Source organism: Serratia sp. LS-1 (assembly GCF_003719595.1).
Taxonomy (GTDB): Bacteria; Pseudomonadota; Gammaproteobacteria; order Enterobacterales; family Enterobacteriaceae; genus Serratia; species Serratia ureilytica.
Genome location: NZ_CP033504.1, coordinates 339,125 through 362,204 on the forward strand (window position 1 = coordinate 339,125; position 23,080 = coordinate 362,204).

21 protein-coding genes are annotated in these 23,080 nt (G+C 62.6%); 16 read left to right on the top strand and 5 right to left on the bottom strand.

Annotation, left to right across the window (positions count from 1 at the left end; all coding sequences use genetic code 11):
• Window positions 1-31: 31 nt before the first annotated feature.
• On the bottom strand, window positions 32-775 hold the full coding sequence (locus EDY99_RS01660; protein WP_047572480.1) for an AraC family transcriptional regulator: 744 nt from the start codon (window positions 773-775) through the stop codon (window positions 32-34).
• A 96-nt stretch (window positions 776-871) separates the two neighbouring features.
• Between EDY99_RS01660 and EDY99_RS01665 the strand changes: the two genes are divergently transcribed.
• The 10 genes from EDY99_RS01665 to ppnP all read left to right on the top strand — a co-directional run bounded on the left by EDY99_RS01665 (window position 872) and on the right by ppnP (window position 11,115).
• On the top strand, window positions 872-1,276 hold the full coding sequence (locus EDY99_RS01665; protein WP_033651063.1) for a nuclear transport factor 2 family protein: 405 nt from the start codon (window positions 872-874) through the stop codon (window positions 1,274-1,276).
• Between the two features lie 47 nt (window positions 1,277-1,323).
• Window positions 1,324-1,524 carry a YaiA family protein gene (locus EDY99_RS01670; protein ID WP_046688340.1) on the top strand — a complete coding sequence of 67 codons (201 nt, stop codon included), beginning with the start codon at window positions 1,324-1,326 and terminating at the stop codon, window positions 1,522-1,524.
• A gap of 143 nt (window positions 1,525-1,667) precedes the next feature.
• Window positions 1,668-2,168 (top strand): RNA polymerase sigma factor, encoded by a 501-nt coding sequence (locus EDY99_RS01675; protein ID WP_047572476.1) that lies wholly within the window; start codon window positions 1,668-1,670, stop codon window positions 2,166-2,168.
• Window positions 2,169-2,244: 76 nt separating this feature from the next.
• Window positions 2,245-3,198 carry a FecR family protein gene (locus EDY99_RS01680; RefSeq protein ID WP_101453489.1) on the top strand — a complete coding sequence of 318 codons (954 nt, stop codon included), beginning with the start codon at window positions 2,245-2,247 and terminating at the stop codon, window positions 3,196-3,198.
• A 157-nt stretch (window positions 3,199-3,355) separates the two neighbouring features.
• Window positions 3,356-6,055 (top strand): TonB-dependent receptor, encoded by a 2,700-nt coding sequence (locus tag EDY99_RS01685; protein ID WP_046688343.1) that lies wholly within the window; start codon window positions 3,356-3,358, stop codon window positions 6,053-6,055.
• A gap of 78 nt (window positions 6,056-6,133) precedes the next feature.
• Window positions 6,134-6,700 (top strand): heme acquisition protein HasA, encoded by a 567-nt coding sequence (locus tag EDY99_RS01690; protein ID WP_033642038.1) that lies wholly within the window; start codon window positions 6,134-6,136, stop codon window positions 6,698-6,700.
• A gap of 72 nt (window positions 6,701-6,772) precedes the next feature.
• Window positions 6,773-8,551: a type I secretion system permease/ATPase gene (locus EDY99_RS01695; RefSeq protein ID WP_096241946.1), complete on the top strand. Its 1,779-nt coding sequence runs from the start codon at window positions 6,773-6,775 to the stop codon at window positions 8,549-8,551.
• Window positions 8,548-9,879 (top strand): HlyD family type I secretion periplasmic adaptor subunit, encoded by a 1,332-nt coding sequence (locus tag EDY99_RS01700; protein ID WP_060432541.1) that lies wholly within the window; start codon window positions 8,548-8,550, stop codon window positions 9,877-9,879. The genes EDY99_RS01695 and EDY99_RS01700 overlap by 4 nt, the downstream gene beginning before the upstream one ends.
• 2 nt (window positions 9,880-9,881) lie before the next feature.
• Window positions 9,882-10,673, top strand: a complete 792-nt coding sequence (locus EDY99_RS01705) for an energy transducer TonB (protein ID WP_046688345.1) — start codon at window positions 9,882-9,884, stop codon at window positions 10,671-10,673.
• Between the two features lie 151 nt (window positions 10,674-10,824).
• Window positions 10,825-11,115 (top strand): pyrimidine/purine nucleoside phosphorylase, encoded by a 291-nt coding sequence (ppnP, locus tag EDY99_RS01710; protein ID WP_004940463.1) that lies wholly within the window; start codon window positions 10,825-10,827, stop codon window positions 11,113-11,115.
• Window positions 11,116-11,180: 65 nt separating this feature from the next.
• Here ppnP and rdgC read toward each other — a convergent pair whose 3' ends face one another.
• Entirely contained in the window at window positions 11,181-12,092 is a 912-nt protein-coding gene (rdgC, locus tag EDY99_RS01715; RefSeq protein WP_004940461.1) for a recombination-associated protein RdgC, read from the bottom strand.
• A 216-nt stretch (window positions 12,093-12,308) separates the two neighbouring features.
• Between rdgC and mak the strand changes: the two genes are divergently transcribed.
• The 3 genes from mak (at window position 12,309) to EDY99_RS01730 (ending at window position 13,942) form a co-directional block, all read left to right on the top strand.
• Complete coding sequence (mak, locus tag EDY99_RS01720; protein WP_116286628.1) at window positions 12,309-13,223, top strand: fructokinase; 915 nt, start codon at window positions 12,309-12,311, stop codon at window positions 13,221-13,223.
• Between the two features lie 102 nt (window positions 13,224-13,325).
• The gene (locus EDY99_RS01725) at window positions 13,326-13,559 is read left to right on the top strand and encodes a type II toxin-antitoxin system Phd/YefM family antitoxin (RefSeq protein ID WP_004940455.1); all 234 of its coding nucleotides are present in this window, start codon (window positions 13,326-13,328) and stop codon (window positions 13,557-13,559) included.
• Entirely contained in the window at window positions 13,556-13,942 is a 387-nt protein-coding gene (locus EDY99_RS01730) for a type II toxin-antitoxin system VapC family toxin (protein WP_033642043.1), read from the top strand. Before EDY99_RS01725 ends, EDY99_RS01730 begins: the two co-directional genes overlap by 4 nt.
• On the opposite strand, the gene licT is transcribed toward EDY99_RS01730, so the two are convergent.
• From licT to sbcD, 3 genes are all read right to left on the bottom strand, one after another.
• Window positions 13,939-14,787: a BglG family transcription antiterminator LicT gene (gene licT / locus EDY99_RS01735; RefSeq protein ID WP_042783774.1), complete on the bottom strand. Its 849-nt coding sequence runs from the start codon at window positions 14,785-14,787 to the stop codon at window positions 13,939-13,941. The two genes, EDY99_RS01730 and licT, sit on opposite strands and share 4 nt — an antisense overlap.
• Window positions 14,788-15,018: 231 nt before the next feature.
• Complete coding sequence (gene sbcC, locus EDY99_RS01740; protein WP_123061414.1) at window positions 15,019-18,270, bottom strand: exonuclease subunit SbcC; 3,252 nt, start codon at window positions 18,268-18,270, stop codon at window positions 15,019-15,021.
• Window positions 18,267-19,499: an exonuclease subunit SbcD gene (sbcD, locus tag EDY99_RS01745; RefSeq protein WP_089196639.1), complete on the bottom strand. Its 1,233-nt coding sequence runs from the start codon at window positions 19,497-19,499 to the stop codon at window positions 18,267-18,269. Before sbcD ends, sbcC begins: the two co-directional genes overlap by 4 nt.
• A gap of 215 nt (window positions 19,500-19,714) precedes the next feature.
• Here sbcD and phoB point away from each other — a divergent pair, with 215 nt between their 5' ends.
• Genes phoB through EDY99_RS01760 form a run of 3 tightly spaced genes read left to right on the top strand, consistent with a single transcriptional unit; the run spans window position 19,715 to window position 22,722 of the window.
• Window positions 19,715-20,404, top strand: coding sequence for a phosphate response regulator transcription factor PhoB (gene phoB, locus EDY99_RS01750; RefSeq protein WP_004940438.1), 690 nt, complete (start codon window positions 19,715-19,717; stop codon window positions 20,402-20,404).
• 24 nt (window positions 20,405-20,428) lie between these two features.
• A complete protein-coding gene (gene phoR / locus EDY99_RS01755) occupies window positions 20,429-21,745 on the top strand; it encodes a phosphate regulon sensor histidine kinase PhoR (protein ID WP_004940434.1) in 1,317 nt (438 codons plus the stop codon).
• A 14-nt stretch (window positions 21,746-21,759) separates the two neighbouring features.
• The gene (locus EDY99_RS01760; protein WP_047572464.1) at window positions 21,760-22,722 is read left to right on the top strand and encodes a PstS family phosphate ABC transporter substrate-binding protein; all 963 of its coding nucleotides are present in this window, start codon (window positions 21,760-21,762) and stop codon (window positions 22,720-22,722) included.
• Window positions 22,723-23,080: the final 358 nt, after the last annotated feature.

Genomic DNA, 23,080 nt, shown 5'->3' on the forward strand with positions numbered 1-23,080 from the left:
TCTTCTCTTCGGGCGCTGGGCGCCCGTTTTCTTATTCCCTTTGCCGAGCGGCCGCAAAGTACGCGCCGGGCGTGACGCCGAAGCGGCGGCGAAAGGCGGCGATGTAGGCGCTGACGTTGTCATAGCCGCAGGCGTCGGCCACCTCGCTGACCGCTTCGCCGCGTGATAATCCCTCCAGTGAACGCAATACCCGCGCCTGTTGGCGCCACAGCGCGAAGCTGATGCCGGTTTCCTGCAGAAAGCGGCGGCTCAGGGTGCGTGGGCTGAGCCCGGCCCAGGCGGCCCAGTCGCGCTGGCTGTGCAGGCTGGCGGGATCGTTCAGCAGCGCCCGGGCGATGTTCAGCAACCGGGCGTCCTGCGGCAGCGGCAATTGCAACGGCGCGCGGCTTGCCGTGTGCATTTCATCCAGCAGCACCTGCAGCAGCCGCCGTTGCGGCGCGCTCATCGGGCCGGCGGAGAACTGCGCGATGCGTTCCACCAGGGCCTGCAATAGCGCTGAGGCGGTGAACAGCTGCGGCTGCGGCGGCATCTCCGGCGCGCTTTCCACCGGCAGATACAGACTCCAGCCCGCCACATCGCCACAGGCCAGCGCCTGATGGGGGCACCCCGGCGGCAGCCAGCCCAGCGCACCGCCGGTGATCGCCCATTGCCGGCCAGGCAGTTCCAGCGCCAGCATGCCGCGCGTCAAGAGATAGATCTGGCCGCCGTCGTGCCGGTGCCAGGGCGTCAGGTGCTTTCTTTCATGCTGAAGGCGTTGGCTGCGGATCTGCGTCATGTTGGCCGTTTAACGTTATTGAAAGTCTTAATGCGGTTATTATGCCATCGCCTGGCCGGGATAGGATCGCCATTCACCCCATTTCGGAGAAACGTGATGACTCAACTTACCCCGCTGAACCTGGTGCTCGATACGCTGCAGCAGGTGGTCGCCAGCCCGGAGCATCGGCCGACGCAGCTCGCCGCCCGTTTCAGCGCAGGCTACCGCCAGCAGGTGGATGGCAAGGTGCTGAACTTCGAGCAGTTTGAGCAACATATGGCGCTGCTGAAACGGCAAACCCGCCGCATGACGCTGAAGGTGCTCGCGGCGGCGGCGCAGGATGAGTCGGTGCTGACCCACCATCTGGTCGAGGTGGAAAAGCGTGACGGCACCTGCAGCCGCGTGCGGGTGCTGGCGCACTTCACCGTGCGTGAAGGCCGCATTTGCGCCTGCGATGAACTGACCGAGCTGTTGACGGGCGCCCCCGGCGATCGCGATCTCGGCTCGCGCGTGCCGGAATGAGGGCGACTGCTATACTTGCTACTGTGTGAAACACACGGGAGAACGGCATGCGCGAAAATGATCAACCTGCTTATCCACGAAGCGCCCGCGTCGTAGAGGTGTTTCGGGGCGACCCGAGTCTGCATCTGCGCCGTTTTGAAGTGCGCACCGACGACATTGAGCCGAATACGTTGCTCAGTGAACATGAAACCGAGCAGGAAGCGCTCGACGCCAAGCACCGCTATGAGGACGAGGCGTTAGAGCTCTGACCTGCAGCCCAGCGGAAACCGGCGTCAGGCCGGTTTCCTGTTATTCCCGCCTTAGCACATATTTCCCAGAACAATATTGATAATGATAATCATTTATGTGATTTTTATCGCCCCTATTGGGTGTTTCACTTCTGGGAAAAGAGATGTCCAATTCCGAGTTGCAGGCGCTATTTCTGCGCCACATGCGGCCGCTGCAAGCCTATTTGAATGCCAAACTGCGCGACCCTCAGCTGGCCGCGGATTTGGCGCAGGAAAGTTTTACCCGTCTTACCGAGCAGTATCCGCAGGGTAACATTCTCGATATCGAGGCTTACCTGTATAAAACCGCCAAGAATCTGATGCTCGACCATCTGCGCCAGCAGCAGCGGCGGCAGACCGAAGCGGTCGAAGACGACATTCTGGCACAGTATCCCTCCGGTGAACCGGCGCTTGAACAACTGGCGATCGATAGCCAACTGTTGCAGCTGTTGCAGCAGGCGCTGGCGGGCATGCCGCCGCGCACGCAGCAGATTTTCCGCCTTAACCGGCTCGACGGGCTGACCCAGGCGCAGGTGGCGGCGCAGCTGGGGGTGTCGCTCAGCACGGTGGAAAAACACCTGGCCAGCGCGCTGGAGCAACTGATGGCGCGGATGGAAGAACAATAATGGCAATTTTTTTACGGGTTTATCCGCCCTCAGACGTCTTAACCTATAACCAGAAAAAACAGAGGTCTATGCCATTATGAAACCGCTAACCGCACAGGCGCGACAGCAGGCGGCCGCCTGGGCCGTGCGCCTGGCCGAAGAGACGCTGCCAGCCGATCGGCGGCAAGCGCTGGACGCCTGGCTGGCCGATGATCCGCAGCATCCGGCGGCGCTGCGTCAGGCTCGCCTGCTTTGGGCGACGCTGGGGCAGCTGCCGCCAGAGCAGCGGCAGGCGCTACAGCCGCAGGTGGCGGCGCTGAAAACGCCCTCTCGCCATCGATGGCCCCGCTGGGCGGTGGCGGCTGCGGTGGCGATCGCCGTTTCCTTCGGCGTTTATCGCGGGCCGGATCTGTGGAGCGGCCTGCAGGCGGATTATCAAACCGTTCGCGGCGAGGTGCGCGAAGTCGCGCTACCGGACGGCAGCCGGGTGGCGCTGGACAGCGGCAGCGCGATCGCGCTGGCGTATTCTGCAGACGAGCGCAAGGTGCGGCTGCTGCGCGGTACCGCCTATTTTATCGTCGCGCCGCTGGGCGGGTCGGAACGTCGCCCGTTCAGGGTGGAGGCGGAAAACGGCGTTACGCAGGCGCTGGGCACCGAGTTCAGCGTGGCGCGCACCGGGCAGGGCGTAGACGTCAGCGTGCATCAGCACAGCGTGCGGGTGACGCTCGAGCGCGGCGAGCGCTCGCTGGTGGTCGCGCAACGTCAGGCGGCGCATTACCGCAGCGGCCTGCTGTGGCTGACGAGGCAAACGGCCGGCGATGACGCCTGGCGGCGCGGCTGGCTGGTGATCGACCGCCAACCGCTGACGCAGGCGCTCGCGCAGCTCAATCGCTATCGCGAAACCCGCATCGTGGCGGTCAATCCCGCGCTAAGAGCGCGCACGGTGAGCGGCGTGTTCGCGCTCAATAAACTCGACGACGGCGTCGGCGCCATTCGTCAGGAACTCTCCGCCCGCCAACTGAATCTCCCCGGCATCACATTGCTTTACTGAGCGGCTAAAGGCGGGCCGGGATGCCCGTTTCGCCGCTATTTTCACTTTCTGTAAAAAATCTTTACGGGTTTTTGCCTCCCGGAACGTCCTTATGTTTAAACGAGATTGATTTCCATTATCACTTAGTTTGGCATTCTTTCGGGTGGAACACACACGCATGTTTATTCACAAGGGAACCACGCCGGCCGGCCGATTGGCCACGGCGGTACGCGCCGCGCTGGCGGCGATGATGCTGACTCAGCCGGCGGTAGCGCTCGCCGCCCAGGCTGATGCGAGCAGCGCGCAGGCCGCACAGCAAAAGAATTTCAACATTGCGGCGCAGCCGCTGCAGAGCGCCATGTTGCGCTTCGCCGAGCAGGCCGATATGCAGGTATTTTTCGACGAGGTGAAGCTCGACGGCATGCAGGCGGCGGCGCTGAACGGCAGCATGAGCGTTGAACAGGGCCTGCGGCGCTTGATTGGCAACAATCCGGTGGCTTTCCGCCTGCAGCCGCAGGGGCAGATCGTATTGAGCCGGTTGCCAGCGGCAAACGGCGACGGTGGCGCGCTGGCGCTGGACAGCCTGACGGTGCTGGGCGCCGGCGGCATCAACGCCAACGATTGGGTTTACGACGAACCGCGCTCGGTCAGCGTCATCAGCCGCGAACAGATGGACAACCGCCCGGCGCGGCACGCGGCCGATATTCTGGAGCAGACTACGGGGGCCTATTCCAGCGTCAGCCAGCAAGATCCGGCGCTGTCGGTCAACATCCGCGGCATACAAGACTATGGCCGGGTGAACATGAACATCGACGGCATGCGGCAGAATTTTCAAAAGAGCGGCCATGGCCAGCGTAATGGCACCATGTACATCGATTCCGAACTGCTGTCCGGCGTGACCATCGACAAGGGCACCACCGGCGGCATGGGCAGCGCCGGCACGCTCGGCGGCATCGCCACCTTCAATACCGTCAGCGCGAGCGATTTCCTGGCGCCGGGCAAAGAGCTGGGCGGCAAGCTGCACGCCAGCACCGGCGATAACGGCACCCACTTCATCGGCAGCAGCATACTGGCATTGGGCAACGAAACCGGCGATATCCTGCTGGCCGCCAGCGAACGCCACCTCGGCGACTATTGGCCCGGCAACAAGGGCGATATCGGTAACATTCGTATCAATAATGACACCGGCAATTACGATCGCTACGCCGAGAGCATCAAGAACAACAAAATCCCCGACACAAATTACCGCATGCACTCGCGGCTGGCCAAGGTGGGCTGGAATCTGCCCGCCAATCAGCGCCTGCAGCTGAGCTATCTGCAGACCCAGACTGCGTCGCCGATCGCCGGCACGCTGACCAACCTGGGCACTCGCCCACCCTATGAACTGGGCTGGAAGCGCACCGGTTACAGCGACGTGATGGCGCGCAACGCGGCGTTTGATTACAGCCTGGCGCCGGAAGGCGTCGACTGGCTCGATTTTCAGGCCAAGCTGTATTACGTCGATACTCAGGACGACAGCGACACCTACAGCACCAGCTCGCTGCTGGACAACGGCTACGCGACGCGTACCCGGCTGCGTACCTATGGCGCGCAGGCGCAAAACACCTCGCGCTTCAGCCTGGCGCCGGGGCATGACTTCCGCGCCAACTACGGGTTGGAGTTCTATTACGACAAGGCGACCAGCGACTCTTCTCGTCAGGGCATGGAAGGGGTGACGCCGGCCGGCAACCGTTCGGTCGCCAGCCTGTTCGCCAACCTGACCTACGACTACGACGGCTGGCTGACGTTGGAGGGCGGGCTGCGTTACGACCGCTATCGCCTGCGCGGCCAGACCGGCCTGAGCTATCCGGATTTGGCCAAGGATGGGCAACGCTACACGATTGACAATCCTTGCAAAGCGCTGCGTCTGACCGGCTGTTCAACCACCACCCGCGAAGATTGGGACGTGGATCGCGATCAGGGCAAGCTGTCGCCGACGCTGGCGGTGGCGGTGCGTCCCGGCGTGGAGTGGCTGGAGCTGTATTCCACCTACGGCAAATCCTGGCGGCCGCCGGCGATCACCGAAACGCTGACCAACGGCAGTGCGCACGGCTCCTCCACGCAATACCCCAACCCGTTTCTGCAGCCCGAGCGCTCGCGCGCCTGGGAAGTCGGGTTCAACGTGCAGCAGCCGGATCTGTGGTTTGAGGGCGATCGGCTGGTGGCCAAGGTGGCCTACTTCGACACCAAAGTGGATAACTACATCAACCTGGCGATAGACCGCAATAAACCGGGGCTGGTGCAGCCGAGCATCGGCAATGCCGCTTACGTCAACAACCTGTCGAAAACCCGCTTCCGCGGGCTGGAGTACCAGCTCAACTATGACGCCGGGGTGTTCTACGCCGATCTGACCTACACCCACATGATCGGCAAAAACGAGTTCTGCTCGAACAAAGCCTGGCTGGGAGGACGCCTGCGCTATGGCGACGGTTCGCGCCGCGGCAACTTCTATGTTGAACCGGATGCCGCGTCCAATGATGCCGTCACGTGCGACGGGGGCTCGCAGTTCGGCACTGCCGCCTATCTGCCGGGCGATCGCGGCTCGGTCACGCTGGGCGGCCGCGCTTTCGATCGCAAGCTGGACGCCGGGGTGACCGTGCGCTTCGCGCCGGGCTATCAGGACAGTTCGGTGCCGTCCAACTACCCGTACCTGGCCGACTGGCCGAAGTACACCCTGTTCGATCTGTATGCCAGCTACAAGCTGACCGACAGCCTGACGCTGCGCGGCTCGGTGGAGAACCTGACCAACCGCGCCTACGTCGTCAGCTACGGCGAGACGCTGGCCAACACGCTGGGGCGCGGCCGCACCGTGCAGGGCGGGGTGGAATACCGTTTTTAAGCAGTAAAAGGGCGTTGCTCATTCTTGAGCACAAGGGCGGCCTCGCAAGGGGCGCCATTCATCAATGGAGATAGAGAAATGGCATTTTCAGTCAACTATGACAGCAGCTTCGGCAGCTACAGCATCCATAACTATCTGAACGAGTGGGCGTCGTCATTTGGCGATATCAACCACACCAACGGTAACGTCACCGACTCCAACAGCGGCGGCTTCTATGGCGGCAGCCTGTCCGGCAGCCAATACGCCGTGACCAGCACCGCCAACAACGTTACCTCGTTCGTGGCGGGCGGCAACCTGACCTACACCTTGTTCAATGCCCCGGCGCACACCCTGTACGGCCAGCTGGATTCGCTGTCGTTCGGCGACGGCCTGAACGGCGGCGGCTCCACGCCGTACAACATCCAGGTGCCTGACGTCAGCTTCGGCGGCCTGAACCTCAGCAGCCTGCAGGCGCAGGGCCACGATGGCGTGGTGCACCAGGTGGTGTACGGCCTGATGTCCGGCGATACCGGCGCGCTGGAAACCGCGCTGAACGGCATCCTCGACGACTACGGCCTGAGCGTCAATTCCACCTTCGATCAGGTGGCGGCGGCGACGGCGGTGGGCGTGCAGCATGCCGACAGCCCGGAACTGCTGGCGGCCTGATCGCGGCCGTTTGCCCGCCGGCGCCGCGCGCCCCGGCGGGCATTTTCTCGTTTTTAGCCGATGGAAAACGCCATGAAAAACGCCGTCAGGCGCGGAGAAGTGATGTGCGTGCTGGCCGCATACCGGCGCGGATTTTGGGGCATCGCGCTGTTTACCGCGGTGATCAACCTGCTGATGCTGGCCCCGGCGCTGTACATGCTGCAGGTCTACGATCGCGTGTTGCCGTCGGGCAACCGCATGACGCTGGCGATGCTGACCCTGATGGTGGTCGGCCTTTACCTGTTTATGGGGCTGCTGGAGTGGGTCCGCAGTCAGGTGGTGATCCGCCTCGGCGCCCAGATGGATATGCGCCTGAATCAGCGGGTCTACGACGCCGCCTTCGAAACCAATCTGAAAACCGGCAACCCGCTGGCGGGACAGGCGCTGAACGATCTGACCAACCTGCGCCAGTTCGCCACCGGCAATGCGCTGTTTGCGTTCTTCGATGCGCCCTGGTTCCCGGTTTATCTGCTGGTGGTGTTTCTGCTCCACCCCTGGCTTGGCGCGTTGGCCAGCGCCGGGGTAATCGTGCTGGTGCTGCTGGCCTGGCTCAACCAGCGGGTGTCGCAGGCGCCGCTCGCAGAGGCCGGCCGGGTCGCGCTGAGCGCCACGCAGCAGGCCAACGGCAACCTGCGCAACGCCGAAGCCATTGCCGCCATGGGGATGCTGACCGACTTGCGCCTGCGTTGGTTGCGGCAGCATCAGCAGTTCCTGCTGTTGCAGAACCGCGCCAGCGAGAAAATCGCCGCCGTCACCGCCTGGTCGAAAACCGTGCGGCTGGCGCTGCAGTCGCTGATGTTGGGCTGCGGCGCGCTGCTGGCGGTCAACGGCGACATTACGCCGGGCATGATGATCGCCGGATCGATCCTGATCGGCAGGGTGCTGGGGCCGATCGATCAGCTGATCGGCGCCTGGAAGCAGTGGTCGTCGGCGCGCCAGTCCCTGCAGCGGCTGGAGGTGATGCTGGCCGCCAACCCGCCGCAGGCGGCGAGCCTGCCGCTGCCGGCCCCCAATGGCACCTTGACCGTGAATCAGCTGGCCGCCAGCGCGCCCGGCGGGAGCGCACCGGTATTGCACGGCGTCAGTTTTCGTCTGGAGGCCGGTGAGGTACTGGGCGTCATTGGCGCATCCGGCTCCGGCAAAACGCTGCTGATGCGCCAACTGGTCGGCGCGTTGACGCCGCTCAGCGGCGACGTGCGGCTGGACGGCGCGGATATCCGGCAGTGGGATAAACAGCAGCTGGGGCCGCATATCGGCTATTTGCCACAGGATATCCAGCTGTTCGCCGGTACCCTGACGGAAAACATCGCCCGCTTTGGCCAGGTTGACGCCGAGAAGGTGGTGGCCGCCGCCGCGCTGGCCGGCGTGCACCAATTGATACTGCATTTGCCCAAAGGGTATGAAACTGAGCTGGGTGAGGGCGGCAGCGGCCTGTCCGGCGGCCAGCGTCAGCGCGTGGCGCTGGCGCGCGCGCTGTACGGTTCTCCGGCGTTGGTAGTGCTGGATGAACCGAATGCCAACCTCGATCGTGAAGGGGAAGAGGCGCTGCAGCGGGCGATCGAAGCGTTGAAGGCGCGCGGCACCACCATCGTGTTAGTGACTCACAAACCGGCGATCCTGGCGACCACCGACAAATTGCTGGTGCTGGCCGCTGGCCAGGTGCAGCACTTCGGCCCCAGTGACGCCATCCTGAAAAAGTTGCCTGGTTTTGCGCCCGCTGCCGTACCGGCCAACGTCGGCCGCAGCAGCGGTGGCTTCAACGTCAACTACGCCAACTTTGCCAAAACGGCCAGCGGTGAACGAAAAGTATGAGCAATCAGAGTGTGATCCCCGGCGATATCGACGCCCTTTCCCGGCAGTTCGACGAAGGGCGCCATCTGCGGCTCGGCGGCTGGCTGGTGCTGTTGGGGTTTGGCGGTTTCCTGCTGTGGGGGCTGTTGGCGCCGCTGGACAAAGGCGTACCGGTCTCCGGCAGCGTGGTGGTGGCCGGTAACCGCAAGGCGGTACAGCACCCGAGCGGCGGCGTGGTGTCGCAAATTCAGGTGCATGAAGGCGACCGGGTTCGCGCCGGGCAGGTGCTGCTGCTGATGGATACCGTCGACAGCCGCACTCAGCGCGATGCGCTGCGCAGCCAGCAGTTGAGCAACGCCGCGCAGCGGGCGCGGCTGCAGGCCGAGCGCGACGGCCTGCAGGCGATCGCTTTCCCGGCATTGCTGCAAGCGCGGCGGGAGGAGCCGGAGGTGATGTCGTTGATGCTGTTGCAACAGCAGCTGTTCACCAGCCGCCGTGCGGCGTTGCAGAGCGAGCTGGCGGCGATCGCGGAGAGCATCGCCGGATCGCAGGCGATGCTGGAGGGGATCCGGCAGTCTTACGCCAGCAAACAGCGGCAAAAGGCCATGTTGCAGGAGCAGCTGGGCGGCATGCGCAAGCTGGCGGCGCAGGGGTATGTGGCGCGCAACCGGCTGTTGGATCTGGAAGGACAGTATGCGCAGATTGACGGCCAGGCATCCGAGGATACCGGCAATATCGGCCGCCTGGGGCGCCAGATCCTGGAGCTGAAGCTGCGGGCGATCCAGCGGCGGGAAGAGTATCAGAAAGAGGTCAGCAGCCAGCTGGCCGAGGTGCGGATGAAGCTGGACGAACTGGATAACCGCCTGGCCAAGGCGGAGGCCGATCTGGGCCATACGCAGGTGAAAGCGCCGGTGGCGGGCACCGTGGTGGGGCTGAGCGTGTTCACCGAAGGCGGCGTGATCGGCGCCGGTCAGCAGCTGATGGAGATCGTGCCCAGCGATCGGGGGCTGCAGGTGGAGGCGCGTATCCCGGTCGAGCTGATCGACAAGGTGCAGGTGGGATTGCCGGTCGAGCTGTTGTTCTCGGCGTTTAACCAAAGCACCACGCCGCGCGTCGAGGGCGAGGTGACGCTGGTCGGGGCCGATCGCCTGACCGACGAGAAAAGCGGCGCGCCCTATTACAGCGTGCGCGCCAAGGTCAGCGAAGCGGGGCTGCAACGCCTGAACGGGTTGGAGATCCGCCCGGGGATGCCGGTCGAAGGCTTCATCCGCACCGGCGAGCGTTCGATGATGAACTACCTGTTCAAACCGCTGACCGATCGCCTTCATCTGGCGCTGACGGAAGAGTGAGCATGTCGGTTTCGTCGCTGCCTTTCGCCGCACCCGGTGCCGCCATGCCCTGGCGCCGCTGCCTGGTGCTGGTGCTGACGCTGCATCTGCTGGCCGCGGCGCTGCTCTGGCCCTGGCGAGACAAGGCCGCGCCGCCGTGGGTGCCACCGCCGGCGGTCATGGTGCTGATGGCCGCCGCACCGCAGGCCCCGGCCGAGGTAAAACAACCGCCGGGACAAAGGACGCCGCCGCCTCAGGTTGAACCGCCGGCACCGCCGGAACCCTTGCCGACGGTGAAGGTGCCTGAAGCCGTACGGCCGAACATCGCCGTACCGCCGAAGCAGAAAAAACCGCCCAAGCCGGTGAAGAAAAAAAACCTGTCGCGCACGCCGCCGCAGGAGAAAACGATCGCGCCGCCGAAGGTTCAGGAGCAAAGCGCCGGCGCGCCGCCGCCGGGCCGGGCGGATAAAACGGCCGCGCCGCAAACCCGCCTGATGCCCTATGCGCAGACAGGAGAGGATAGCTGGCGCAGCCGCATCAACAGCCGCCTTAATCGCTTTAAGCGTTACCCCAAAGACGCATTGCGGCTGAAGCGCCAGGGCGTCGGGCAGGTGCGTTTTACGTTGGACAGGCAGGGCCATGTGCTGGCGGTAACGCTGGTCAGCAGCGCCGGGCTGCCGTCGCTGGATCGTGAAATCCAGGCGCTGGTCAAGCGCGCTTCGCCGCTGCCGACGCCGCCGGCGGACGCTTACGTCAACGGCACGGTGGAGTTGACGTTGCCGATCGATTTCAGTTTACGCGGCGTGGGTTTTTGACGCGGTGGTTTCATGGCGATGGCCTGAGCGTGACGCACGGAAACCTTTGCCTCTGCGCCGCGATCGCATTTCGCGTGAAAAACCAGTGACAGATCAACCGCAATCCCCCAATATGGATTTTCCATCAAGATGATTACGCGGGTGCCAGTCTATGCTGAAAGTGAATGAGTATTTTGCCGGAAAAGTGAAGTCTATCGGTTTTGACAGTAGCAGCATCGGTCTTACCAGCGTGGGCGTGATGGAAGAGGGCGAATACACCTTCTCCACCGCGCAGCCGGAAGAAATGACGGTGATCACCGGGGCGCTGAAAGTGCTGCTGCCGGGGGCGCCGGACTGGCAGGTGTTTACGCCGGGCGAGAAGTTCTTCGTGCCGGGGCACAGCGAGTTCAACCTGCAGGTGGCCGACGCGACCGCCTATCTGTGCCGCTATCTGAGCAAATAAATTTTGTTCGTTAGGGGAACGCAGGGCTCAGCGGATGCTGGGCCCTGGTCGTTTCTGAGGCGGGATTAACGCTGGGCTTCGCCGCCGAGCGCTTCGATGGTGTTTTTGATCAACGCCGCCAGCTCGCTGGTCATCAGGATAAAGTCGGCGTCAAAGCGCTGGGCGAAGTCATCGCGATCGATATCGTCGTTCTGCTCGCGCAGCGTGTCGGCGAACTTCAGGCGCTTGAGCGAGCCGTCGTCCGACAGCATCAGCTGAATGCGCTCCTGCCAATCCACCGCCAGCTTGGTTACCAGCTTGCCGGCTTCGATGTGCACCGCGATTTCGTCGCTGATCAGATTCTGTTTCTTGCAGCGGATCACGCCGCCTTCTTCCAGAATCGCTTTCAGTTCCGCTTCATCCTGAATGGCGAAGCCGGCCGGCATCTCGCCGGAACGCACCCATTCGGTCAGCGTCAGTTCGATCGGGCTTTCCATGGTCAGCGGCACCACCGGCAGCGAGCCGAGGCTCTTGCGCAGCAGCGCCAGCGTATCTTCGGCGCGTTTGGCGCTGGCGGCATCGACCATGATCAGATCGTTGACGGTGTCGATCCACATGAAAGTCTGGTTGAAGCGGCTGAATGCGCGCGGCAGCAGGCTGTGCAGCACTTCATCCTTCAGCGCGTCCTTCTCGGTTTTCTTCAGTTTGCGGTGTTGTTCCGCCTCCAGGCGCTCAATCTTGGCCTGCAGCTCTTGCTTGATGACCGGCGACGGCAGGATTTTCTCTTCCTTGCGCGCGCAGATGACGATTTGGCCGTTGACCGCGTGCGTCAATGCATCGCTGTGCGAACCCATCGGGGAGACCCAGCCGGTCTTCGCCATGTCCTGGCTGCCGCACGGCGTGAAGGCGAACGCGCTGAGTTGTTTTTCCATTTCATCCGCGTTTAGCGCCACTTCGCGGCTCAAACGGTAAACCATCAAATTCTTAAACCACAGCATAATGTTATCCCAGGCTGGGCGTGCGTTCGGCACGCTGATTCGTCAAAAGCAGGGCGGCATGATAACGAATTGACGCTGAAAAATCGCCCCATTCTCTCTGAATTGCGTCGCTTTACGCAGCGAGAAAGGACGGGACGGAGGGTGGGAAACAGGTGATTCATTCGCGCGCTTACATTAGGCTGTGGCAACGCTGCGCGGCATCGAGGAGAAAAATACGTGCGCATTGGCATCGATTTGGGTGGAACGAAAATTGAAGTGATTGCGTTGGCGGACGACGGGCGGGAGCTGTTTCGCCATCGTATCGCCACGCCGCGCCATGACTACCGGCAAACTCTGGCGGCGATCGCCGGGCTGGTGAAACTGGCCGAGGATCATACCGGCGAACGGGGATCGGTCGGGATCGGCATTCCCGGCACGCTGTCGCCGTTTACCGGGCGGGTGAAAAACGCCAACTCGGTGTGGCTCAACGGCCAACCGCTGGACGAGGATCTTTCTGCGCTGCTGACGCGAGAGGTGCGCATCGCCAACGATGCCAACTGTCTGGCGGTGTCGGAAGCCACCGATGGCGCCGGCGCCGGCGCGAAAACCGTGTTTGCGGTTATCATCGGCACCGGCTGCGGCGCCGGCGTGGCGCTGAACGGCCAGGCGCATGCCGGCGGCAACGGCATCGCCGGTGAATGGGGGCACAATCCGCTGCCGTGGCAGGATGACGATGAGCTGCGTTACGCCCGCGAAGTGCCGTGTTACTGCGGCAAGCCGGGTTGCATCGAAACCTTTGTTTCCGGCACCGGTTTCGCCACCGACTATGCGCGCCTGAGCGGCAATGCGCTGCAAGGGCATGAGATCATGGCGCTGAGCGAGCGGGGCGATGCGTTGGCGGAGCAGGCGATTGGCCGCTACGAAATGCGGCTGGCGAAATCGCTGGCGCACGTGATCAACATGCTGGATCCGGATGTGGTGGTGCTCGGCGGCGGTATGAGCAACGTGGATCGTCTGTATCGCACGGTGCCGCAACTGGTGAAAGGCTGGGTGTTCGGCGGCGAGTGTGAAACGCCGATCCGCAAGGCCGTTCACGGCGACTCCAGCGGCGTGCGCGGTGCGGCCTGGCTGTGGCCGCAACAGCAGGGCTAAGCGTTGCAACAAAGCGCGAGGCTGCTCGCGCTTTAAACCCTTCACTGTACAAAAACTGGACGGCGCTTTATGCTTTAGCTAACTTAGCTAAGGAGGACGCGTATGCCGATTCAGGCCAATATGCACGAAGCCAAATCCAATCTGAGCCAGTTGGCGGACAGAGCCGCGGAGGGAGAAACCGTGATTATTGCAAAAGCAGGGAAGCCGTACGTACAGCTGGTCGCCATCAAGGGGGAAGCGCGCCGCCCTGGCGCCGCCAAGGGCAGGTTCACCGTGCCGGCGGATTTCAACGCCGGGGATGCGGCCATTGCGGCGTTGTTTGAGGGCGATGAATGAAGCGCCTGTTGCTGGATACCCACGCGTTGCTGTGGTGGCTGATCGACGACGCCTGCCTGGGCGTGAACGCAAAAAGGCAGATCGCCGATCCGGGCAATGCGGTGTACGTCAGCGCGGCCAGCATTTGGGAGATCTCGATCAAGCAGGCGCTGGGCAAACTGGCGCTGCCGGAAGACATCTTTGCGATCATCGAGGCCGAGGATTTTCTGTCTTTGCCGATGGACGCCTTTCACTGCCAACAGGCCGGGCAGCTGCCGCCCTATCATCAGGATCCTTTCGATCGCATGCTGATCGCACAGGCGCAGGCCGAGGGGCTGACGCTGATCTCCGCCGACGCGGTGTTTCCGCAGTACGGCGTGCGGGTGGCGGACGCCCGCCGTTAAGCCGGCTTTTCCTCGCTTTCGCTGCGCACCCGTTCGATATGAATGGTCAGAAACATCATCTCTTCCGTGGTGAGCTGATGCTGATAGTGTTTTTCGATGTGGCGGTTGATCTTACCGGCGCAGGCGAATGACTCGCGGTACTTCTCTTTCACCACCTGATACAGCGAATCATCGTCGCTGTCGACGTAGTTTTTCCCCAGCAGCCGTTGGGCGAAAAATTTCAAGTGGGTCACGAACCGGTGGTAGCTCAGGGATTCCTCGTTGTAATCAAAGCGGAAATGGTACTTGACCAGGTTGAGGATCTCTTGCATCACGCGGGTAATGTGCAGCGTGTTGTGCATCTCGTCGTTAAGCTGAGCGTTGACCAGATGCAGGGCGATAAATCCGGCTTCGTCCTCCGGCAACGCGGTATCCAGCCGCTGTGCGATCAGGGCCAGCGCCTCCAGCCCGACGGCGAATTCGGCCGGATAGAGTTTTTTAATCTCCCACAGCAGCGCATTTTTGATATCCAGCCCTTGCGCATGGCGCTGCAGGGCGAAGTGGATGTGATCGGTCAGCGTGATGTAGACGATGTTATGTAGCTTGCCCGGCAGGCGTTCGCGGGCGAGGGTGATGATTCTGTCGGCGGTGGTGACGCAGGCCAATGGGATCTCGGCGAGCAGCTCTTTATAGCGCTCGGCGATTTCTCCGCCGTTATGGGTGAAGACCTTTTCGATCAGGCTTTCGTCCAGCGTATCGCCGGGCTTCTTTTTAAAGCCGATTCCTTTTCCCATCACCACCGTCTCTGCCTGACGGTCGTCCAGCGTAATCACCACGTTATTATTGAGTATTTTAGCGATTTTCATGGTTTTTCCCGGTGTTTCAGCATCCTGAAAACGAAAAAACCTGACGCCCGGAAGCGATCCCGGGCGTCAGGTTTTGCCTGTATTTTATCTTTCTGCCCTGCGGCCTGAGCGGCGGAGGGGATACAGTAACAATCCTGTTATGCTGGCATAATAACCCGTGCCCGCCGCGGCTCAACGCTTTTCACCGCGGAGTGCCGCCGCGGTCACACTTCTGCGCCGCGAGCCGCGGGATCATTCCAGCCTGAAGTGCGCCTCCAGCCGGCTGACGCCAAGCCCGTTGACCTTTTTCACCTTGATTTGCACCGGAATACGCTCTTTCATCGCCTCGACGTGGCTGATCACGCCAATGGTTTTACCGGAAGCATTCAGGCTGTCCAGCGCGTCCAGCGCGGTATCGAGGGTTTCGGCGTCCAGCGTGCCGAAGCCTTCGTCGAGGAACAGCGAGTCGATGCTGGTTTTGTGGCTAACCAGATCGGACAACGCCAGCGCCAGCGCCAGGCTGACCAGGAAGCTCTCGCCGCCGGACAGGGTGCGGGTATCGCGCAGCGCATCGGCCTGCCAGGTGTCCACCACCTGCAGCTCCAGCGCGTCGCTGGTTTTGCGCTGCAGCAGGTAGCGCCCGTGCAGCCGGCCGAGCTGAAGGTTGGCCAGGTAGACTAGGTGATCGAGCGTCAGCCCCTGAGCGAAACGGCGGAACTTGTCGCCTTCTTTCGAGCCGATCAGCTGGTTGAGGTAGCTCCAGTCGTCGTAGTCTTGCTGGCTGCGGGCGATTTGCTCGAACAGCGCCTGTTGATTGAGACGACGGGCGGCGTCGCTTTCCAGCTGGTTGCGCAGTTCGCCCTGGCTCAGCTGCAGCGCCTTCAACTGCTGTGCCAGCGCGGCCAGCGATTGGGTGAGCGCGTCGAGATCCGCGTTGGCTTCATCCACCCCTTCAGGGCGGTTCAGCCGATGCTGCTCCAGCGTTTGCGTCGCCTGAGTCAGCAGGGCCGCAGCCTCTACCTGCCGCTGTTGCAGTTGCTCTTTGCGCTGCTGCAATTCGCGGCGCAGGGCGTCGTCCAGCAGCGCGGCGGCGAAGGCGGTTTCATCGGCGAATTCGCTGTCGGCCAGCGCCTGCTGCCATTGCTGCTGCGCCTGCTGCAGCCGTTCCTGCATTTGGGTGTGCTGTTGTTGTAACCCGGCCTGTTGGCCGGCCAGGCGTTCGCGCAGCTCCTGCGCCTTTTGCCACTGCTCGGCGGCCTGCAAGCAAGCCTGTTCACAGGCGGTTTGTTTGGCGCGCAGCTGTTCCCGCACCTCGGCGACCCGCTGTTCGCCGAACAGCGCCAACCGCTGCGTACGCCGCTCGGCGAGGGTTTTCTCGCCTTCCTGCCAGCGTTGTTGCAGGTCTTGCTGCTGTTGCAGGCTGTCGGCATGGGTTTTCTGCAGCAGCGTAAAGCGCTCTTCGAGCAGCGCCAGCTGTTGCTGCGCCTGCTGCTGCTGCGTTTGCAGAGCGGCGAGCGCGTCTTTTGCCTGCTGTACCGCCTGCGCCGCCTGTTCATGCTGCTGCAGCGCGTGTTGCCCGCACCGCTCTTCGTCGTCGCAGCCGCTCAGCCAGGCGCTGAGTCGCTCGCTCTCCGCCAGCGTAAAGTCGAACGCCAGCGGTGCGCTGAGCTGCTGCCACTGCTGCTGTTGGGCAGCCAGCTGCTGTTCATCCTGCGCGATAGCCTGCTGCTGGCGTTGCTGCTGCTCTCGCAGGCCTTCACAGCGGGTGCGCAACTCGGTGCCCTGGGTTTGCAGTTTCTCGGCGAGGGTGCGCATCTCAACCAAGCGTTGTTCCGTCGCCGAAGGCTGCACTGCCTGATATTGCTCGACCGCCGGATGGCTGGTGGAGCCGCACAGCGGGCAGGGGGCGCCGCTCTGCAACAGGGCGCGCTCCGCTTCCAGACTGACGATGCGTTTTTCCAGCTCGTGGATCCGCTCCACTTCCTGCAGCTGCGCCTTGTGCTGTTTGAATTGCTGACGCGCGTTCTCCAGCTGGTGTTGCAGCCCGGCGAGCTGCGTTTGCCGCTCGGCGTGCTCCGCCTGTTGCCGGGCCAGACGCTCGCGGGTCTGACGGTAAAGGGAAGCGAGCGTAAATAACTGCTGGCGCGTCGGGCGCAGGTCTGCCAGGGTGCTCAGGCGCTGGCGCAGCGGGGCCAGCGGCGTTTGCGCCTCCAACGCCTGCTGCTGTTGCTGTTGAGCGGCCAGCGCTTCACTCAGCGCATTCAACTGCTGCTGATGCTGTGCGGCCTGCGTCGTCAGCAAACTGCGCTGAGCGGTGAGCTGCTCCAGCGTCGTTTGCTGCTGGGCGCACTGCTGCGCGGCGGCATCGACGGCCTGTCGCCGTTCGGCCTGTGTCGACTGCAGTTGGGCTATTTGGTGGTCAAGCGGAGCGACTTGCTCATCGATCAGCTGTTGCTGCTGCCGCATATGCTCGGCATGGGTTTGCTGCGCCAGGCGGGCTTTTTCCACCGCCTGCTGCAGCGGTGCCAGCTGCGCCGAGTGCTGTTCCTGTTGCTGCGTCAGCTGGGCAGCCTGCTGTTGTATCGTTTGTAGCTCGGTGCGGCAGCGATCGCGTTCGCCGCGCAGCGGCCGCAATTTCTCGGCCGGTTCGCTGAGCGCCAGCCGCTGCAACTGCGGGGCGGCCTCGGCCTGCTCGCGCTGGGCGGTTTCCAGCCGCCGTTGCCCCTCGTTTTGCTGTTGCCGGAGGCGTTGCCATTGCTGCAGCCAGCTCAGCGCCTGTTGCTGTTGCTGAGTTTGCTCGCCGAGAGCACTTTCCTGCGCGCTCAGCGCCGTCAGCTGTTCAGTCAGGGAGTGGCGCTGTTCATCATTCAGCAACTCGATGCCGCTGGCGCGCTGGTGCAACGCATCCAGGTCGGTTTTGGCCTGCTTGTGCGACTCGAACACCTGTTCGGACAACCGCCCGTAGATTTCGGTGCCGGTCAGCTCTTCCAGCAGCTCGGCGCGATCGTTGGCGTCGGCGTTGAGGAACGCGGCAAACTGCCCTTGAGACAGCATCATCGATTTGGTGAAGCGGCCGAAGTCCAGCCCGGTGATGGCGGCGGTGATCTCCAGCTTGTCGCGTACCTTATCCGCCAGGATCTTGCCGTCCTCGCGGCGCGCCAGTTCGACCTTCGGCGCCTGCAGATTGCCGTCCGGCGCATTTTTGGCGCGGCGCTGGCTCCAAAAGGCGCGATAGCCGATGCCCTTGACCTCGAATTCGACCTCCGCCAGCGACTCGGCGGTGTGGCGGGTCATCAGCTCATTCTGGCTCGGCGTGACGTTGAGGCGCGGCGTTTGGTGATACAGCGCCAGGCAAATGGCGTCCAGCAGGGTGGTTTTGCCCGCGCCGGTCGGGCCGGTAATGGCGAACAGGCCGTTGCTGGCGAAAGGCTCGGCGGTGAAGTCAATTTTCCATTCGCCCTGCAGCGAGTTGAGGTTTTTTAACCGCAGGCTGAGGATCTTCATGAATTCGTCTCCTCGGCGTTATGCTGCACCGCCTCGACCACCTGGCGGAACATCTGGCGCATCCGCTGTTGACGCGTTTCGGGCATCTCAGCCTCCTGCGCCAGGCGCCGTTCGAACACTTCGTTGACGCTCAGCTCGTTCAGCGTTTCCTTATCCTGCTGCGCAATCGCCTGGCGGCGCTGCTCTTTGCTGCGCCGTAGCAGCACCACTTCCACTGGCAGCTCATCCGCCAGCAGCTGGATGCGGCGCTGGATGTCGCTGAGGTAGTCCTGCGTCGCCACTTCGATATCCAGCCACACCGGCCGCTCGCCGGCATAGTCGGCAAATTGCCGCAGCTGCCGTTCGATCTCGGCCAGATCGCCTTTGATCAGCTGCATGGGCTGGAATTGCGGGATCGTTAACGCGTCAACCCGCTGCAGGGTGCCGTCGGCGAAATCCACCAGGAAGACGCTTTTGGCTTTGCCCAGCTCATCGAAGCTGAGCGGGATCGGCGAGCCGCTATAGCGAATATGCTCCGATTTGGCGACGTTCTGCGCGCGGTGAATGTGGCCCAGCGCGATATAGTCGGCGGGCGGGAAGGCCTGCGCCGGGAAGGCGTCGAGGGTGCCGATATAGATGTCGCGCACCGAGTCGGAGGTGGTGACGCCGACGGTGGTCAGGTGGCCGGTGGCGACGATCGGCAGCGGCAGGCCCAGCTGGTCGCGGCGCTCGCAGGCCGCCTGATACAGCGTCTGATAATGCTCGGCGATGGCTTCCTGCAGCGCCTGCTGTTTCTGTGCGCCGGATTCGCCGGCGCGGCTGGTGAGCAGATCGCGCGGCCGTAGGAACGGAATGGCGCACAGCACCGCGCCCGGCTGGCCGTCGCGCCGGTTCAGCACCACGATTTGCTGTTCCGGGGCGCCCTGCGCGCTGGCGATCACCGTGGTGTTCAGGCAGGAGAGCAGCTGCCGCGATTCGTTCAGCGTCGCCACCGAGTCGTGGTTGCCGCCCAGCACCACCAACTGGCAGCCGGTGCGCTGCAGTTCCACCACGAAGCGGTTGTACAGCTCGCGGGCATAGCTGGGCGGTGAGCCGGTATCGAACAGATCCCCGGCGACGATCAGCGCATCCACCTGTTGCTGTTCGATCTGTTCGATCAGCCAGTTCAGAAAAGCCTGGTGCTCGGCGGCGCGGCTTTTGGTGAAAAAGTACTGGCCAAGGTGCCAGTCAGAGGTGTGGATCAGGCGCATGACACTCCCGGATGCAAAGATAATGGCGATGATTATAAAGGCCGCGGCGGCGGCTGTCCTGGCGCAATGATGATGACAACCGGATGATTTTTCTTTACTGCGGGAAATAATCGCTATGCTTACTGCCTATAACAGCCGGTTTTTTTCATAAAAGTGTCACAAAACTGACGCATAATGGCGCCCGAAAAGTCGCTAACACATTGGCAGGATTGACGATGGCAAGACGCATACTGGTGGTGGAAGACGAAGCGCCGATCCGTGAGATGGTGTGCTTTGTGTTGGAACAAAATGGTTACCAACCGTTGGAAGCCGAGGATTATGACAGCGCCGTGACGCGTCTGTCTGAGCCGTTCCCTGATTTGGTGTTGCTTGACTGGATGTTGCCCGGGGGTTCCGGCATTCAGTTTATCAAACATATGAAGCGCGAAGCGCTGACCCGCGATATCCCGGTGATGATGTTGACCGCGCGCGGCGAAGAAGAAGACCGGGTGCGCGGCCTGGAAGTGGGGGCGGATGATTACATCACCAAGCCGTTCTCGCCCAAGGAGCTGGTGGCGCGCATCAAGGCGGTCATGCGCCGCATTTCACCGATGGCGGTGGAGGAGGTGATTGAAATGCAAGGGCTGAGCCTGGACCCGTCCTCCCACCGCGTGATGGCGAACGATCAGGCGCTGGACATGGGGCCGACCGAGTTCAAGCTGCTGCACTTCTTTATGACCCACCCGGAGCGGGTTTATAGCCGTGAGCAGTTGCTTAATCACGTCTGGGGCACTAACGTTTATGTGGAAGACCGTACCGTTGACGTGCATATCCGTCGGCTCCGCAAGGCGTTAGAAACCAGTGGGCATGATAAAATGGTTCAAACCGTTCGGGGCACCGGCTACCGGTTCTCAACGCGCTACTGATCGCGCTGCGCTGGAGAATATGCCGTGTTAGAACGTCTGTCGTGGAAGAGGCTGGCTCTGGAGCTGGCTCTTTTTTGTTTGCCCGCCTTACTGCTGGGGCTGATTTTCGGTTATCTGCCCTGGTTCCTGCTGGCCTCCGCGCTGGCTGCGCTGGTGTGGAATTTCTACAACCAGCTCAAACTCTCCCATTGGCTGTGGATCGACCGCAGCATGACGCCGCCGCCCGGCCGCTGGAGCTGGGAGCCGCTGTTTTATGGCCTGTATCAGATGCAGCAGCGCAACCGCCGCCGCCGGCGCGAGCTGGCGCTGCTTATCAAGCGTTTTCGCAGCGGGGCCGAATCGCTGCCTGACGCGGTGGTGATGACCACCGTCGAGGGCAACATCTTCTGGTGCAACGGGCTGGCGCAGCATCTGCTCGGCTTTCGCTGGCCGGAAGACAACGGCCAGCACATCCTTAACCTGCTGCGTTATCCGGAATTCAGCCACTATCTGCAACAGCAGGAGTTTTCGCGTCCGCTGACGCTGCAGTTGAACAACGAACACTACGTCGAATTCCGCGTGATGCCGTATTCCGAAGGGCAGTTGCTGATGGTGGCGCGCGACGTCACCCAGATGCGCCAGCTGGAGGGCGCGCGGCGCAACTTCTTCGCCAACGTCAGCCATGAGCTGCGCACGCCGCTGACGGTGCTGCAGGGCTACCTGGAGATGATGGGCGACGAAGAGCAGGACGGTTCGCTGCGCAGCAAGGCGCTCAGCACCATGCAAGAGCAGACCCGCCGGATGGACGGGCTGGTCAAGCAACTGCTGACGCTGTCGCGCATCGAGGCAGCGCCCAATGTCGACATGAACGAGCGGGTGGATATCCCGCTGATGCTGCGGGTGTTGCAGCGCGAGGCGCAATCGCTGAGCGGCGGCAATCATGAGATCACCTTCCGGGTGAACGAACAGCTCAACGTGTTCGGCAATGAAGACCAGTTGCGCAGCGCGGTGTCTAACCTGGTGTACAACGCGGTCAACCACACGCCAAAGGGCACCCATATCGAAGTGAGCTGGCAACAGACGGCGCATGGCGCGCAGTTCCAGGTCAGCGACAACGGGCCGGGCATCGCCGCCGAACACCTTCCGCGCCTGACCGAGCGTTTTTACCGCGTCGACAAGGCTCGCTCGCGCCAGACCGGCGGCAGCGGGCTGGGGCTGGCGATCGTCAAGCACGCGCTCAGCCATCACGACGCGCGGCTGGAGATCCTCAGCGAACCGGGGATCGGCACCCGCTTTATCTTTACCTTGCCCAATCGGTTGATTGTTCCCGCCGCTTTATCAGAGAATGCGGTGAAAAATTAACGCGAGACACCGGTATGACCCGAATAACCCGAGGGCTGTTGCTTTGCCTGGCGCTGCTGGCCGGACGCGGCGCGCTGGCGCAGCCTGACGGCATGTTGGCGGGCAACCTGTCCAGCGTCGGTTCCGACACGCTGGCGAATCTGATGGCGCTGTGGGCGCAGGATTTCAGCCAGCATTATCCCAACGTCAACCTGCAGATCCAGGCCGCCGGCTCCTCGACCGCGCCGACCGCGTTGGCCGCGGGCGCCGCGCAGCTCGGCCCGATGAGCCGGCCGATGAAGGCGGCCGAGATCTCGGCATTCGAACACCGTTACGGCTATGCGCCGCTGGCGGTGCCGGTAGCGGTGGATGCGCTGGTGGTATTGGTGCATCAGGATAATCCGCTGCGCGGCCTCAATCTGCAGCAGCTCGACCGCATTTTCTCCGCCACCCGGCGCTGCGGCGAAAGCCAGCCGCTGACGCGCTGGGGCGAGCTGGGTCTGCGCGGCGACTGGGCGTCGCGTTCGCTGCAGCGCTTTGGCCGCAACTCGGCGTCCGGCACCTATGGCTACTTCAAACTGCGCGCGCTGTGCGGCGGCGATTTTATGCCGCGCGTCAATGAGCTGCCCGGCTCGGCCTCGGTGGTGCAGGCGGTGGCCGGTTCGCTCAACGGCATCGGCTACGCCAGCATTGGCTTTCGCGCCAGCGGCGTGCGGCTGCTGCCATTGGCGGAGTCGGGAGAGGACTATGTCGCGCCTACCGCCGCCAACGTGCGCAACGATCGCTACCCGCTGTCGCGCTATCTGTATATCTACATCAACAAAGCCCCCCATCAACCGCTGGAGCCGCTGACCGCCGCGTTCCTCGATCGCGTGCTGTCGACACCAGGCCAAAGCCTGGTCAACCACGACGGCTATCTGCCGCTGCCGCCGGCCACCCTGCAGAAGACCCGTCAGGCGCTGGGGTTGCCACTGCTCGCGCCGGCCATGGCGCAATAAGCGACAAAAAACGGCGCAATTTTCACCTTTTTTTATGGCGAAACGAAGCTCATACCACGCGAAAATCGGCTTTTTATTGGCGATTTCGAGCGGTAAAGCGATATATGCTTCACGTTTCGTGAATTTGCTGTTCAAAAATGATACAAATCATGTAGTGTATATTTATTGATAGCCAATATGATCGACTGGTGGCTAAAGTTTATATGGTTGATAGCTCTGCTTTTCGCCGTGCGTCTTGCCTTGAAGCGCTATAAACGTTTACCTTAGCCCTCGTTGTCGGATTAAACCTCCATTTTTATAACTCCTAAAATTTTGCCCATCTTCATGAGCGGCCACTTTCGAATAGGGACATAAACGC

What these genes read in the sequence shown, in the direction of transcription:
- EDY99_RS01660 (WP_047572480.1), bottom strand. Translation starts at nt 775, where the DNA reads ATGACGCAGATCCGCAGCCAACGCCTTCAGCATGAAAGAAAGCACCTG.
- EDY99_RS01665 (WP_033651063.1), top strand. Translation starts at nt 872, where the DNA reads ATGACTCAACTTACCCCGCTGAACCTGGTGCTCGATACGCTGCAGCAG.
- EDY99_RS01670 (WP_046688340.1), top strand. Translation starts at nt 1,324, where the DNA reads ATGCGCGAAAATGATCAACCTGCTTATCCACGAAGCGCCCGCGTCGTA.
- EDY99_RS01675 (WP_047572476.1), top strand. Translation starts at nt 1,668, where the DNA reads ATGTCCAATTCCGAGTTGCAGGCGCTATTTCTGCGCCACATGCGGCCG.
- EDY99_RS01680 (WP_101453489.1), top strand. Translation starts at nt 2,245, where the DNA reads ATGAAACCGCTAACCGCACAGGCGCGACAGCAGGCGGCCGCCTGGGCC.
- EDY99_RS01685 (WP_046688343.1), top strand. Translation starts at nt 3,356, where the DNA reads ATGTTTATTCACAAGGGAACCACGCCGGCCGGCCGATTGGCCACGGCG.
- EDY99_RS01690 (WP_033642038.1), top strand. Translation starts at nt 6,134, where the DNA reads ATGGCATTTTCAGTCAACTATGACAGCAGCTTCGGCAGCTACAGCATC.
- EDY99_RS01695 (WP_096241946.1), top strand. Translation starts at nt 6,773, where the DNA reads ATGAAAAACGCCGTCAGGCGCGGAGAAGTGATGTGCGTGCTGGCCGCA.
- EDY99_RS01700 (WP_060432541.1), top strand. Translation starts at nt 8,548, where the DNA reads ATGAGCAATCAGAGTGTGATCCCCGGCGATATCGACGCCCTTTCCCGG.
- EDY99_RS01705 (WP_046688345.1), top strand. Translation starts at nt 9,882, where the DNA reads ATGTCGGTTTCGTCGCTGCCTTTCGCCGCACCCGGTGCCGCCATGCCC.
- ppnP (WP_004940463.1), top strand. Translation starts at nt 10,825, where the DNA reads ATGCTGAAAGTGAATGAGTATTTTGCCGGAAAAGTGAAGTCTATCGGT.
- rdgC (WP_004940461.1), bottom strand. Translation starts at nt 12,092, where the DNA reads ATGCTGTGGTTTAAGAATTTGATGGTTTACCGTTTGAGCCGCGAAGTG.
- EDY99_RS01725 (WP_004940455.1), top strand. Translation starts at nt 13,326, where the DNA reads ATGCCGATTCAGGCCAATATGCACGAAGCCAAATCCAATCTGAGCCAG.
- EDY99_RS01730 (WP_033642043.1), top strand. Translation starts at nt 13,556, where the DNA reads ATGAAGCGCCTGTTGCTGGATACCCACGCGTTGCTGTGGTGGCTGATC.
- licT (WP_042783774.1), bottom strand. Translation starts at nt 14,787, where the DNA reads ATGAAAATCGCTAAAATACTCAATAATAACGTGGTGATTACGCTGGAC.
- sbcC (WP_123061414.1), bottom strand. Translation starts at nt 18,270, where the DNA reads ATGAAGATCCTCAGCCTGCGGTTAAAAAACCTCAACTCGCTGCAGGGC.
- sbcD (WP_089196639.1), bottom strand. Translation starts at nt 19,499, where the DNA reads ATGCGCCTGATCCACACCTCTGACTGGCACCTTGGCCAGTACTTTTTC.
- phoB (WP_004940438.1), top strand. Translation starts at nt 19,715, where the DNA reads ATGGCAAGACGCATACTGGTGGTGGAAGACGAAGCGCCGATCCGTGAG.
- EDY99_RS01760 (WP_047572464.1), top strand. Translation starts at nt 21,760, where the DNA reads ATGACCCGAATAACCCGAGGGCTGTTGCTTTGCCTGGCGCTGCTGGCC.